This window comes from Rothia halotolerans (assembly GCF_004136635.1).
GTDB lineage: Bacteria > Actinomycetota > Actinomycetes > Actinomycetales > Micrococcaceae > Rothia > Rothia halotolerans.
Genome location: NZ_NOIU01000002.1, coordinates 540,513 through 553,704, shown reverse-complemented (window position 1 = coordinate 553,704; position 13,192 = coordinate 540,513). Strand labels below are relative to the sequence as shown.

The following is a 13,192-nucleotide window of genomic DNA, read 5'->3' as shown; positions in this document are numbered from 1 at the left end:
CGCAGGCCCGGGGACGCGACGGCGCGCCCCCGGGCCTGCGGCTCAAGTCGTGACCGTGCCACCCGTTGGCTCTGACGGGCGCCCCTGCTCGCGGCTCAAGCCCCGGCCCGGCTCACGGCCGCAGCCGGCGGGCCCCCAGCTCGAGCGCGGACTCGGCGAGGACGTCCCCGGGCGCGGCGCTGCGGGCCAGGCGGACCCGGTGCGTCCCCTCCTCGACCGTCCAGCCCGGATCGTCGACGTCGTACCGGGCGTAGCAGCGGAGATCGTCGGCGACGATGCGCACGCGCCGCGCCTGGCCGGGATCCAGGGCGACCCGAGCCCATCCCACGAGCCGCGCCGTGCCCTCCGGCGGGGCGAGGTAGACCTGCGGGATCTCGACGCCGGCGCGATCGCCGGAGTTGCGCACCGTGAGGGTCACCGCGGGGTCACCGGCGTCGTCGGCCGCGATCTCCACGTCCTCGTAGGAGAACGAGGTGTAGGACAGGCCGTGGCCGAACCAGAAGAGGGGCTCGAGGCCCTCGCGCTCGTACCACCGGTAGCCGACGTCCGCGCCCTCGACGTCGTAGTCGATCGCGGGGGAGCCCCCCGTGCGCGGCTCGCCGGGATTCGAAGTGGTGCTCTCGGGGTCGGTCATCTCCCGCCGGGGGAGCTGCTCCTCGCCGGCCGGGAAGGTCAGCGGCAGGCGGCCCGAGGGCGAGGCCGCCCCGGTCAGGACCGCGGCCAGGGCCCCGGCGCCGCCCGAGCCGCCGTACCAGGCGGCGAGGACGGCGTCGACCTCCTCCAACCAGGGCATCAGCACCGGCCCCGGCGTCTCCAGGACGACGACGGTCCGCCCGGCCGCCCGCGCCGCCGCGGAGATCAGGGCATCCTGCTCGTCCTGCAGGCTCAGGTCCGGGTTGTCCCGGCCCTCGGTGGCCCAGTGCTGGGCGAGCACCACCACCGTGTCGTCCCGCCGCAGCGAGGAGGCGACCTGACCGGGGCTCCCCTCCAGGAAGACCACCTCCGTGTCCGGCAGGGCGCGGCGCAGCTCGTCGAGCGGGGCGGGCCGGTGCAGGACCTTCGGCAGGGACATCTGGGCGATCGAGAAGCCCTCCTCCTGGACGGCGTCGGGCGGGGTCACGGTCGAGCTGCCGCCTCCGGACAGCACGCCGCGGTCCGCGTGCTTCCCGACCACCACCAGGCGCGGGAGGTCGGCGGGCAGGGGCAGGACGGCCTCCTCGTTCCGCAGCAGCACGATCGAGGAGGCGGCGACCCGCTCGGCGAGCTCCGCGTGCTCCGCCAGCTGCTCCTCCGAGGGGGCGCCGGCACCCCTGCGCTCGCCCGTCGCGCCGATGGAGAGGAGGGCGGTCAGGATGCGGACGGCCATGTCGTCGATCCGGGACATCGGCACGCGCCCGCCCTCGACGGCGGCCTCCAGCTCCTCCCCGAAGAAGTGCCGGGTGTCCAGCTGGTAGCCGGACTGCCGGTCCAGGCCAGCCGTCGCGGCCGCCGCGGCGGAGTGGGTGCCGCCCCAGTCGGACATGACGAAGCCGCGGAAGCCCCAGTCACCCTTGAGCACGCCGTTCAGCAGCCACGGGTTCTCGGAGGCGTAGAGCCGGTTGACCCGGTTGTACCCGCTCATCACCGCCCGCGGGCCACCGTGCTCGAGCGCGATCTGGAAGGCCAGCAGGTCCGAGGCGCGCAGCTGCGGCTCGGCGAGGTCGGAGCTGACCATCACCCGGCCCGTCTCCTGGGGGTTGAGCGCGAAGTGCTTGACAGTGGAGATCACCCCCTGTTCCTGGATCCCGCGCACGCTCGCCCCCGCCAGCACGCCGGTGAGCAGCGCGTCCTCGCCGAGGTACTCGAAGTTCCGCCCGCCCCGCGGCTCGCGGACCAGGTTCATGCCGCCGGCGAGCTGCACGCTCATCCCGACGGCGCGGGCCTCGACGCCGATCGCCCGGCCCTGGGCCTCGGCGAGCCCACGGTCGAAGGTGGCGCCCAGGGCGAGGCCGCTGGGGAAGGCGGTGGCCGGGCCGTCTCCCCGGACCGACATGGGATTCGTCACGCCCAGGCTCGCGTCGCTCTCATCCCAGGCCGGCACCCCGAGCCGGGGCACCCCCTGCGCCCGCGCGGCGGAGCCGACGGCGTCCTCCGGCGCGCCGGGGCCGTAGCCCATGGGCGCGCTGAGCAGGGCGAGCTTCTCCTCGAAGGTCATCTGCCCGACCAGTTCGGCCGCGGCCGCCGCGTCCTGCTCCCTCGAGGGCCACGGGTCCTCCGCGGCCCGGAACCTGGCCTCGACGACGTCCTGTTCGCTGCCCATCTCCGGTCCTCCTCATCCTTGGCCCGCGCCGCCGGCCCGGCGGCGCCTGTCTCCTTCAGCTCTACCGCCTCGCCGGCATCCTGTCGATCCTGCGCCGCGGGTGCTCCTCTCCCAAGCCGGACCGGGCTCTGCGGGGCCAGAGCGGGTCCCGGTCCTCTATATAGTGAGGGGATGACCCACGAGCAGAACCGCCCACCGGCGCGCCCAGATGACGGACAGCGACCCGCATCGTCAGAGGGCCCCCACTGGGGGACCGTGGCCCGGAACACGCTGCTGGTGCTGGTTCTGCTCGGCATGGTGTGGCTGGCCTTCAACGTGCGCCTGCCCTCCCTCGAGGACCTCCGGGCCGACCTCGACCGGTGGGGCTGGGCGGCGTGGATCGTGTTCACGGCGCTCTACGCCGTCGTCGCGCTCACCCCCATCCCCGTCACCATCATGGCGGTGGCCGGGGGAGTGCTCTTCGGGCTCATCGAGGGCAGCGTGCTCTCGATCGTCGGGGTGCTCATCGGCTGCTGGGGCGCCTACTGGATCGCCCGCGGGCTCGGCAAGGGCACCGTCAAGAAGCTGCTCGGGCGCCACGCCGGCGTCGTGGAGGAGCGGCTGGAGAACGCCGGGTTCCAAGCGGTGTTCATGCTGCGGCTGCTGCCGGGCCTGCCGTACTGGCCGGTCAACTACGGCGGCGGGGCCTTCGGGGTCTCCCAGCGGGACTTCGTGGTCGCCAGCGGGCTCGCGGCGATTCCGGGGCAGATCTCGCTGGTGGCCATCGGGGTCTTCGTCGCGTCCCCCTCCGTGGTGCACGGCATCGTGGTGGGGATCGCCTGGGCCGTGGTCATCGTGATGACCGTGTGGGCCTACCGCAGCTGGAAGGGGACCGCGAAGCGCCCGCTGCCCGGGGAGGGCCGGCGGGGCTGAGCCGAGCGCCGCCGCCCGACGAGAGAGCGCCCGGGCGGCGGGACCATGCCAGGGGTGGTCCCCGGACCTGGCACCGCAGCGCCCGGACGGCCTCATCGCCCCGGCCTCACCCGGCGTCGTCGTGCCGCGCGGGGTCGAGGTCCAGCCGGCGCAGCAGCTGGGCGTTGAGCGCCACCACCACGGTCGAGGCGGACATCAGGATCGCCCCCACGCTCATCGGCAGCACGAAGCCCACCGGGGCGAGGACGCCCGCCGCCAGCGGCACCGAGATCAGGTTGTACCCGGCGGCCCACCACAGGTTCTGCTTCATCTTCCGGAAGGTGGCCCGGGAGAGCTCCACCACCGAGAGCACCGAGCGCGGGTCGGAGGAGGCCAGGATCACCCCGGCCGAGCCGATCGCGACGTCGGTGCCGGCGCCGATCGCGATGCCGACGTCGGCCTGGGCCAGCGCCGGGGCGTCGTTGACGCCGTCGCCGACCATCGCGACCCGGCGGCCCTCGCCCTGCAGCTCGGCGACCTTGGCCGCCTTGTCCTCGGGCCGCACGCCGGCGAAGACGCGGTCGATGCCCAGCTGACCTGCGACGGTATCGGCCACCGCCTGCGCGTCGCCGGTGATCATGACGACCTGGGCGCCGGCCTCGTGCAGCGCGTCCACGGCCTCGCGGGACTCGGGCCGGATCTCGTCGGCCAGCCGCAGGGCGCCGAGGACCTCGCCGTCGAGCAGGACGTGGAGGATGATCGCCCCCTCCCCGCGCCACCGCTCGGCCACGGGAAGCTCGTCGCGACGACGCTGCTCCAGCAGGTACGGCCCGCCGACCTCCGCCACGGATCCCTCCACGGCGGCCTTGACCCCCACAGCGGGGGAGGAGGAGAAGTCCGAGGCCGCCGGCACGTCCAGGCCGCGCTCCCCGGCGGCGCCGGTGATCGCGCGGGCCAGCGGATGCTCGCTGTCGGCCTCCGCGGCGGCGGCCAGCGCGAGCACCTCGTCCTCGGAGCGTTCGCCGACGGCCTCGATCCCGGTGACGGTGGGTTCGCCCTTGGTCAGCGTCCCGGTCTTGTCGAAGAGCACCGCGTCCACCGTGCGCATCGACTCCAGCGCCAGCCGGTCCTTGACCAGCACGCCGGCCTTCGCCGCGCGCTCGGTCGCGATGGAGACCACCAGCGGGATCGCCAGGCCCAGCGCGTGGGGGCAGGCGATGACCAGCACGGTGATGGTGCGGACCACGGCGTCGTCCGGCAGCCCGACCAGCGACCACACCAGCGCCGTGATCGCCGCCGAGCCCAGGGCGAACCAGAACAGCCACGCGGCCGCGGTGTCCGCGATCCGCTGCGCGCGGGAGGAGGAGGCCTGGGCGTCGGAGACGAGCTTGCGGATGCCGGCCAGCGCGGTGTCCTCGCCGATCGCGGTGACCTCGACCCTCAGGCCGGAGTCGGTGGCCACGGTGCCGGCGACGACGCGGTCCCCGGCCTCGCGGCGCACCGTCCGGGACTCCCCGGTCACCATGGACTCGTCCATGCTGGCCCCGCCATCGACGATCCTGCCGTCGGCGGGCACCGAGGAGCCGGGACGCACGACGACGACGTCGCCCACCGCCAGCTCCGCCGGGTCGACCGTGACGACGTCCTCGCCCTCGACCCTCTCCGCCTGATCGGGCAGCAGGGCCGCCAGCGAGTCCAGCGCCGAGCTGGTCTGGGCCAGCGAGCGCATCTCGATCCAGTGGCCCAGCAGCATGATGACCACCAGCAGCGCCAGTTCCCACCAGAAGTCCAGCTCGTGGTCCAGCAGGTGCAGGCTGGCGCCCCAGGAGGCGATGAAGGCGACCGTGATCGCCAGGGCGATCAGCAGCATCATGCCAGGCTGGCGGGAGCGGAGCTCGCTCACCCCGCCGGTCAGGAACGGCCGTCCGCCCCAGACGTACATGACGGTGCCCAGCACGGGGGAGACCCAGCGGACCCAGCCGGCGTCGGGCAGGGAGTAGCCGATGAGGTCGGCGAACATGCCGTTGAAGGCCACCACGGGGACGGCGAGGACGAGCATGATCCAGAACAGGCGCCGGAACTGCCCGACGTGGTCTCCGTGCCCGGCGTGGCCCATGTGGCCCCCGTGGTCGCCATGGCCTGCGTGGTCGCCATGGCCTGCGTGGCCGGCATGGTTACCGTGGTCGTGGTCGTGGTCGTGGTCGTGGTCGTGGTCGGGAGCCGGGTGGCCGGCGTGGTCCGCGTGCTCGGGTCCTTCCGTACGCGTCACGCCGTGCTCCGCCTGATGGTCGTTCATGCTCGTTCCGTCCCTCCTGCTTCCTCGTCCAGGGGTCTGTCCTCCTCACGCTATACCCCCTAGGGGTATGCTTCAAGAATGTGAACGGAAGATCGGGACTCGGGTGCCGATCCCCGGGGCGGGCAAAGCAGGCGCAGAGTCGGAAGGCTGGAGGATCCCGGTCGGCGAGGAGCGCGCACGAGAAACGGGCTCGTGGGCACGAGACGGCGCGAGGACACCGAAGAGGAAGGGACGGACCCCCCTCCGAGCCCTCCGCGTCGCGTCGTCGCCGGACCTCCGCGTCGTCACTGGACCGCCCGCCTACCCGTCGCGCTCGGAGAGCTCCTCCAGGGTCTGCCCCTTGGTCTCCTGGATGAACCGGGCGACGAAGAAGATGGAGATGAACGCGAAGGCGGTGTACACGCCGTAGGCCAGGCCCAGCCCGATCTCGGAGAGGGCGGGGAAGGTCGTCGAGACGGCGAAGTTCGCGGCCCACTGGGCGGCGCCGGCGACCGCGAGCGCCATGACCCGGATCTTGTTGGGGAACATCTCGCCGAGCATGACCCACATGATGGGCCCCCAGGTGCAGCCGAAGAAGACGACGAAGAGGTTGGCGGCGATCAGGGCGATCGGGCTCGCGGCCCCCTCGAGGACCGGCTCCCCGCCGACCACCGGCGCCGTGGCGAAGGTGATCGCCAGGACCGCGAGCGAGGCGAACTGGCCGATCGAGCCGATCAGCAGCAGGGGCTTGCGGCCCACCTTGTCGATGAGCAGGATCGCCACCACCGTGGTGAGGATGTTGGTCACGGAGGTGATCACGGTGATGATCAGCGAGTCCTGCTCGGTGAAGCCGACCGCCTGCCACAGCACCGAGGAGTAGTAGAAGATGACGTTGATCCCCGTGAACTGCTGGAGCACCGCCAGGCCGAGGCCTGTCCACACGACCGGGTAGACGCGTCCGGAGGGTCCGCGCAGGATCGAGAGCCGAGGGCGCTCCGAGCGTCCCCGGAACGACTTCTCGATCTCGTCCGCGGTCTGCTCCGCGTCGCCGCCCACGTAGCGGTTCAGGACCTTCAGCGCCTTCTGCCGCTGCCCGCGGGAGATGAGGAAGCGCGGCGACTCCGGGATGGTAAAAGCGAGGACGCCGTAGACGATCGCCGGCACGAGCTCGGCGAGGAACATCAGCCGCCAGGCCTCGATGCCGAAGAGCGGCGCGGTGGCGCTGCCGGCCGCGGCGACCAGCGCGTAGGCGGTTAGCAGCGCGACGAAGATGCCGGTGACGATCGCCAGCTGCTGCAGCGACCCCAGCCTGCCGCGGATGCCCGCCGGGGAGACCTCTGCGATGTAGGCCGGGGCGATGATCGACGCCGCGCCGACGCCGAGCCCGCCGACCGCCCGCCAGAGGGAGAGGTCCCAGATGGAGAAGGCCGCCCCGCAACCGATCGAGCTGATGACGAAGAGCGCCGCCGCGATGATCATCACCCGGATGCGGCCGAGCCGGTCCGCGACGGGGCCGGCGTACCAGGCGCCGACCGCGCAGCCGATGAGCGCCGAGGCGACGGCGAAGCCGAGCAGGAAGCCCGAGGCCTCGAACCGCTCGCCGATGGCCCCGACCGCGCCGTTGATCACCGCCGTGTCGAAGCCGAAGAGGAAGCCGCCGAGGGCCGCCGTGGCGGCGACCAGGACGACCCGACCGAGCGGGACCTCCACCGCCGGATTCTGGTGCTCTGACATGACGGCCTCCAGGGAGAGTGATTTATATCACTCCATCACCGTTCCGGCCGGTCGTCAACGGTCCAGAGGGGCTGTTGCCCCGGCCATGAGGAGAAGCCGCAGCGGTCACCCACACCGCGCTGGAGGCCGCCAATCAACTCGAGTCCAACTACCCGAGCCTCGGCGCGCTCGCCGAGGGTGAGTAGCCCAAGGGATACACTGTAAGGGTCGGTAGGGTCCCGACTTGTCTCTGGCAGACCGTGGCCCCCTATGGATAGCTGCCAGGGTCAGCAAAAACTCTAGGCGTCCCGGATGCTTTCGAGCGTTCGGGGCGCCGCCTCGGTTGTACCGAACATGTCCCCGCTCCTTGGTATGACAGCGATCCAGCCTCATCCCGCTGATTTACATCACTCCAACCACGGCCCGGCCAGCTGCCAACACTTCGGCGGGGCCGGTGGTTGGAGTAGGCCCCTCGGCGGCCAGCCTGCTTCCGGCGAAGGCTCCTGGCAGAGCCGCGTTCAGCGCCCCTGGGGTTCGGGAGCCGCCATGCCCCCGTCGCGATGGGGATGGACGTACCCCAGCGTTGCCCGGCCCTCGCCGTCCAACAGCCGCCCCATGTGCTTCCCCATGGAGAACACAACGCTGCGGTCCATGATCCGGGCCCCCGGCAGCACCGACTCCATGGCCGCCTCGAAGCGGGTGACGTCCGCGAGCTCCCGCAGCCAGACCGCCGTGACCAGGTTGTACTGGCTGGCGACGACGAAGGCGGAGCGCAGCTCGGGGACCTGCGGCAGGATGGTCCGAGCCTGGGCGACGAGCTTGGCGGGCACCCTCAGGAAGTGCCACGCGTAGATCGGCCACCCGGTCACCGTGCGCGCGACGTCGGTGCGCAGCCTCAGCCCGCCCTGGGCGATCATGAGCGCGATCCCGTCGGAGATGCGCTGCTCGCTGAGCCCGGACCGGCGGGCGATCCGGCTGACCGGGGCCCGCCCGTCCTCCAGCAGGGCGTACCGGATGGCCGCCTCGACGTCGGGGCTCAGGGTGCGCGGCGCCCTGCCGCGCGGCGGGCGGGGCAGGGGCACGCGCGCGGCCTCCGCGGGGGAGAGCGCCCGGATCCGCCAGCTCGAGGCCTCCATGATCTGCGTCGTGATGAGGTGGCTCTGGGTGCCGCGCACGCCCGGCAGGGTGCCGATGCGCCCGGTGGCCACCTCCCAGACCTCCCGCGGGGTGTCGGTCAGCACGGTCGCGAGGATGTCCCGCGCGCCCGAGGTGTGGTCCACCGTGGTGACCTCCGGGATGCTCAGCAGGCTCTCCTCGACCTCGCGGACCCGCTGAGGGGCGCAGACGACGTCGACCAGCGCGCCCGCGGAGCGCTGCGGGAAGTAGCCGCTGACCCACGCCAAGCCACGGCCGCGCAGTGCGTCCCACCGCCGGGACAGCGTCGCCGGGTCGACCCCCAGTACGGGGGAGAGGTCCTTCCAGCGGGCCCTCCCGTTGATCTGCAGGGCATGGATGATGCGCTCATCCAGGGGGTCGAGCCGGTCTTCTTGCACGCCGAACAGCATAATTCATCGACACGTGCAATGGGATGCCGCGGAGTCGCAGTGCGAGGACTATGGGAGTGTCCGCCGTCACCGGCTGCGCCCGCCGCGGCCGGCGCGGCCCGCCCCCGTCCGACCCGCGAAAGGATCCCCATGACCCCCCACGACGCCACCTCCGCCGCCTCGCCCGAGAACGAGCGGTCCTCCGAGCACGAGCGGCTCGCCGCGGCCATTACCGAGGCGGTGGAGGACTCCCGCGAGGACCTCCTGCAGCTCAGCCGGACCATCCACGGGCTCGAGGAGCTCTCCTGGGAGGAGCACCGCTCGGCGGCGGCGGTCGCCGAGGTGCTGGAGGCCGGCGGCTTCGAGGTCGAGCGCGGGGCCTACGGCCTGGAGACCGCGCTGGAGGCGGTCTACGGCAGCGGCGAGCTGACCGTGGTCATCTGCTCCGAGTACGACGCCCTGCCCCACATCGGCCACGGCTGCGGCCACAACATCATCGCCTCCGCCGGCGTCGGCGCCGCCCTGGCCCTGCGCTCCGTGGCCGACGCCGCGGGCCTGCGGATCAAGTTGCTGGGCACCCCCGCGGAGGAGCACGGCGGCGGCAAGGTCTCGCTGCTGAACGCCGGCGCCTGGGAGGACGCCGCCTTCTCCCTGATGGTCCACGGCCGGCCCGACGGCGACATCAGCGTCCTGTCCATGACCATGACCGCCGTGGAGCGCTTCGAGGTCGTCTACACCGGGCGCGAGGCCCACGCCGCCGGTGCCCCCTTCGAGGCGATCAACGCCGGGGCCGCCGCGAGCCTGGCGATGGTGAACCTGGCCTTCCTGCGCCAGCACCTCCCGGCCGGCGCGAACACCAACGCCTTCATCTCCGACGGCGGCTCGGCCACCAACGTGATCGCCGGCACCGCGGTGCTCCAGGCAGAGGTGCGCGCCAAGGACGTCGAGACCTGGCGCGCGCTGAAGCAGCGCGTGCTGGCCTGCTTCGAGGGCGCTGCGGTCGCCACCGGCTGCTCCTGGGAGCACCGGCAGACCGAGCACCCCTACGCGCCCGTGCTGACGCACGAGGGCCTCGGCCGGTACTGGGACGCGAACATGGAAAAGCGCGGCCGGGAGGTCGACCCCGTCCCGGTCGACGGCGGTGGTTCCACCGACATGGGCAACGTCTCCCAGGTGGTCCCCACGGTCCACGGCATGATCGCGGTGCGCGGCTCCCACGCCGTCATGCACCACTCCAGCTTCGCAGCCGACGCCATCACCGCCGAGGCGGACGAGGCCGTGCTGGACGGCGCCGCGGTGATCGCGCTGACCGCCCTGGACGCTGCGCTGGACCCGCAGCTGCGCTCCGAGCTCCTCGAGGCCCAGGCCGCCCGCGAGCCCGGTGCGACGCAGGTGCCGCTGGAGGCGTGAGTCGGAGGCAACGGCTGCGGCGCGGGCGGTCCGTCCGCGCCGCCCGGACCCTCGGCCCCGGTCCCGGCGTGGTGGCCGCCCCTCAGGTCGTTAGGTAGACTGGTCTACCTAACGACCTGAGAGGATCACCCATGCCCACCCTTCCGCAGCAGCGCCGTCCCTCCCGGCCGAGCCCGGCGCGCGAGCGCATCCTCGCCGCGGCCGGCCGCCTCTTCTACGCCGAGGGGATGACCGCGACCGGCATCGACACCATCACCGCCGATGCCGGCGTCGCGAAGCAGAGCCTCTACAACAACTTCGCCTCCAAGGACGATCTCGTGCTCGCCTACATCGAGCGGCGGCACGAGGAGTGGCTCGAGCTGCTCCGGCGCCGCAGCGAGGCGGCCGCGACGCCGCTCGAGCGGGCGCTGGCCGTCTTCGACGCCTACATCGACCACGCCGAGGACGCGCACGCCGGCGGCTTCCGCGGCTGCGGCCTCCTCAACGCCGCCGCCGAGCTGCCCGCCGGAACGCCCGGCCGGGAGGCGGTGCGCCGCCACAAGGAGCAGGTCGAGCGGATCCTGGCCGAGTGCCTGGCCGAGGTCGCGGAGCCTGGGCCCGCCGCGGCCGCCGCGGAGCAGTGCGCGCTGCTCCTCGAGGGCGGCGTCGCCCGCGCTGGCCTCGAGGGCACCCCCGCCCGGCTGGAGCGCGCCCGCGCCCTCGCCGCCGCGATCGTGGGGGCGCTGTGAACCGGGGGCGGCTCGCCGGCCTCGGCGCCCTGACCGTCACCGCCGTCCTGTGGGGCACCACCGGCACCGCGGCCACCTTCGCTCCCGACGCCGGCCCCCTCGCGATCGGCGCGGCCTCGCTCGGCATCGGCGGCCTCCTGCAGGCGCTCATCGCCCTGCCCTCCCTGTGGTCCGCGCGGACGAGGCTGCGAGGGCGGGCGGGCGTCGTCGCGCTCGGGGCCCTGGCGGTGGCGGTCTACCCGCTCGCCTTCTACAGCTCGATGCACCTGTCCGGGGTGGCCATCGGGACGGTGGTCTCCCTGGCCTCGGCGCCGCTGGCCTCCGGGGTCCTGGAGCGGGTGGTCGAACACCGCGCGCTCAGCCGCTGGTGGGTGGTCGCGGCGGTCCTGGGGACGGCGGGCAGCGCGCTGCTGTGCGTCTCCTCGGCGTCCTCCTCCGCCTCCGGAGCGCCGATGCTGGGCGGCATCGCGCTGGGGCTGCTCGCCGGGACCGCCTACGCCGGCTACTCCTGGGCGGCGCAGCGGCTCATGCGCGACGGCGTCGGGCGGGCGGCGTCGATGGGCTCGATCTTCGGCGCCGGCGGCCTGCTGCTGATGCCGGTCCTCGCGCTGACCGGCGCGCCGCTGGTGGCGACGCCGGAGGCGCTCGGCGTCGCCGCGTACATGGCGCTGGTGCCGATGTTCCTGGGGTACGTGCTCTTCGGCTACGGGCTGACCAAGGTGCCCGCCAGCACGGCGACCACCGTCACCCTCAGCGAGCCGGCCGTCGCCGCGGTGCTGGCCGTGCTGGTGGTGGGGGAGCGCCTTGAGCCGGCCGGGTGGGCCGGCCTGGCGCTGATCGGGCTGGTGCTCGCGGTGCTGGCGCTGGCCCCGGCCAATGCCGGCGGCGCACCGCCCGGGACGCGGCCGGAGACGGGGACGACGCCGGCCGTGGCCGGACCCGCCGGCCCCTCGGCTCCCGAGGGCACCGCCACTCACGGGGAGGCGGCTCCGGCGGATAGGCTGGGAACACACCCGGCAAGCGCCGACGTCCGTTCCGAGGAGACCCCATGAGCAAGAGCGCCTACGTCATCCGCCACGTCCCCTTCGAGGACCTGGGCCTCCTGGAGGCCGAGCTGCGGCACCGAGACTACGAGATCGAATACTGCGACGCCCCCGTCGGCCCGATCGAGCCGAACCAGGCGCAGGAGGCCGACCTCCTGATCGTCCTCGGCGGCCCCCTGGGCGTCAACGACGCGGAAAGGTACCCCTTCCTGCAGAATGAGCGGGAGATCGTCGCCACGCGCGTGCAGTCCAACCTGCCCACGCTGGGCGTCTGCCTCGGCGCGCAGCTGATGGCCGCGGCCCTGGGGTCCGAGGTCGTCCCGGCGGAGCGCTCGGAGATCGGCTTCGGCCCCCTCCGGCTGACCGAGGAGGGCCGGGACTCGGTGCTGGCTCCCCTGGACGGGCGCCCGGTGCTGCACTGGCACTCGGAGACCTTCGCCGTCCCCGACTCCGCGGAGCGCCTGGCCGAGACCGACGCCTGCTCGATGCAGGCATTCCAGCTGGGGGAGAAGCTGCTGGGCCTCCAGTTCCACATCGAGGTCGAGCCGGAGGACATCGAGGCGTGGCTGGTGGGTCATGCCCACGAGCTCGCCTCCGAGGGGGTCGACGTCGAGAAGATGCGACGCGGGGCCCAGGACTATGCCGCCGACCTGAGGTCCCAGGCCCACGAGGTCTTCTCGGCGTGGCTGGAGCGGCTCGACTGAGCCTGCGGAGGCCCGGCGGTGGGGAGGAGCCGAGCGCCTCGCCTCAGGGCCGACGCGGCGCCGCGCACTCGCGTGGCGAAGGACGGGGCGCGGGAGGCCCCTCTGGCCTCCCGGCGAGGCGGGCGATGCCCTCCTCCCTCCCGCAGCGTCCCGGGGGCCCTCGCCAGCAGAGCTCCCAGGAGAGGGAGGGGCCGCCCGAGGTCCCGGCGTCATCGGCCCTCCCGGAGACCCGCGTCTCGGCCCCACCGGAGGCCGGCGAGCCGGTCCTTCCCGAGGCCTGCGAGCCGGTTCCGCCGGGGCCCGGCACGCTGCCGGAGCGCGCTGGGAAGCGCCTGCTCGTCTCCTCGCCGGCCCAGAGGTCGCCCGTCCGGAACCTCCTGACCTCCCCGCCGAGCCGCAGAGTCCCCGTCACCTCCAGCGGCCCGTCCGGTCCCGAGGGGGCCACGAGCACGACCTCCAGCCGGGGGCACTCGGGAGCCCAGAAGACGGGCACTTCGGGCCGAGGCGCGGGCTCCCGGTCCCGCCGGGACGGCGGCAGCAGCAGGAGCGCCGAGGCAGCGGCCAGCGATGCCGTGCACCGCGCGA

General features: G+C 73.5%; 9 protein-coding genes. 5 read left to right on the top strand and 4 right to left on the bottom strand.

The window, feature by feature from the left end; all coding sequences use genetic code 11:
• Window positions 1-112: 112 nt before the first annotated feature.
• A complete protein-coding gene (locus EWV39_RS07480) occupies window positions 113-2,299 on the bottom strand; it encodes a glycoside hydrolase family 3 protein (RefSeq protein WP_193554694.1) in 2,187 nt (728 codons plus the stop codon).
• Window positions 2,300-2,554: 255 nt separating this feature from the next.
• Between EWV39_RS07480 and EWV39_RS07475 the strand changes: the two genes are divergently transcribed.
• Window positions 2,555-3,211, top strand: coding sequence for a TVP38/TMEM64 family protein (locus tag EWV39_RS07475; protein ID WP_238148165.1), 657 nt, complete (start codon window positions 2,555-2,557; stop codon window positions 3,209-3,211).
• 106 nt (window positions 3,212-3,317) lie between these two features.
• Here the strand turns inward: EWV39_RS07475 and EWV39_RS07470 are convergent, their stop codons facing one another.
• The 3 genes from EWV39_RS07470 to EWV39_RS07460 all read right to left on the bottom strand — a co-directional run bounded on the left by EWV39_RS07470 (window position 3,318) and on the right by EWV39_RS07460 (window position 8,731).
• Window positions 3,318-5,486 (bottom strand): heavy metal translocating P-type ATPase, encoded by a 2,169-nt coding sequence (locus EWV39_RS07470; protein ID WP_129658275.1) that lies wholly within the window; start codon window positions 5,484-5,486, stop codon window positions 3,318-3,320.
• A 300-nt stretch (window positions 5,487-5,786) separates the two neighbouring features.
• Window positions 5,787-7,199, bottom strand: a complete 1,413-nt coding sequence (locus EWV39_RS07465; protein WP_129658273.1) for a sugar porter family MFS transporter — start codon at window positions 7,197-7,199, stop codon at window positions 5,787-5,789.
• A 497-nt stretch (window positions 7,200-7,696) separates the two neighbouring features.
• The gene (locus tag EWV39_RS07460; RefSeq protein ID WP_165313212.1) at window positions 7,697-8,731 is read right to left on the bottom strand and encodes an Lrp/AsnC family transcriptional regulator; all 1,035 of its coding nucleotides are present in this window, start codon (window positions 8,729-8,731) and stop codon (window positions 7,697-7,699) included.
• A 141-nt stretch (window positions 8,732-8,872) separates the two neighbouring features.
• Here EWV39_RS07460 and EWV39_RS07455 point away from each other — a divergent pair, with 141 nt between their 5' ends.
• The 4 genes from EWV39_RS07455 (at window position 8,873) to EWV39_RS07440 (ending at window position 12,607) form a co-directional block, all read left to right on the top strand.
• Complete coding sequence (locus EWV39_RS07455) at window positions 8,873-10,132, top strand: amidohydrolase (protein ID WP_129658269.1); 1,260 nt, start codon at window positions 8,873-8,875, stop codon at window positions 10,130-10,132.
• 131 nt (window positions 10,133-10,263) lie between these two features.
• Window positions 10,264-10,860 (top strand): TetR/AcrR family transcriptional regulator, encoded by a 597-nt coding sequence (locus tag EWV39_RS07450; RefSeq protein WP_129658267.1) that lies wholly within the window; start codon window positions 10,264-10,266, stop codon window positions 10,858-10,860.
• Window positions 10,857-11,912, top strand: coding sequence for a DMT family transporter (locus tag EWV39_RS07445; RefSeq protein WP_129658265.1), 1,056 nt, complete (start codon window positions 10,857-10,859; stop codon window positions 11,910-11,912). Before EWV39_RS07450 ends, EWV39_RS07445 begins: the two co-directional genes overlap by 4 nt.
• Complete coding sequence (locus EWV39_RS07440; RefSeq protein WP_129658263.1) at window positions 11,909-12,607, top strand: glutamine amidotransferase; 699 nt, start codon at window positions 11,909-11,911, stop codon at window positions 12,605-12,607. Before EWV39_RS07445 ends, EWV39_RS07440 begins: the two co-directional genes overlap by 4 nt.
• Window positions 12,608-13,192 lie beyond the last annotated feature (585 nt).

What these genes read in the sequence shown, in the direction of transcription:
- EWV39_RS07480 (WP_193554694.1), bottom strand. Translation starts at nt 2,299, where the DNA reads ATGGGCAGCGAACAGGACGTCGTCGAGGCCAGGTTCCGGGCCGCGGAG.
- EWV39_RS07470 (WP_129658275.1), bottom strand. Translation starts at nt 5,486, where the DNA reads ATGAACGACCATCAGGCGGAGCACGGCGTGACGCGTACGGAAGGACCC.
- EWV39_RS07465 (WP_129658273.1), bottom strand. Translation starts at nt 7,199, where the DNA reads ATGTCAGAGCACCAGAATCCGGCGGTGGAGGTCCCGCTCGGTCGGGTC.
- EWV39_RS07455 (WP_129658269.1), top strand. Translation starts at nt 8,873, where the DNA reads ATGACCCCCCACGACGCCACCTCCGCCGCCTCGCCCGAGAACGAGCGG.
- EWV39_RS07450 (WP_129658267.1), top strand. Translation starts at nt 10,264, where the DNA reads ATGCCCACCCTTCCGCAGCAGCGCCGTCCCTCCCGGCCGAGCCCGGCG.
- EWV39_RS07440 (WP_129658263.1), top strand. Translation starts at nt 11,909, where the DNA reads ATGAGCAAGAGCGCCTACGTCATCCGCCACGTCCCCTTCGAGGACCTG.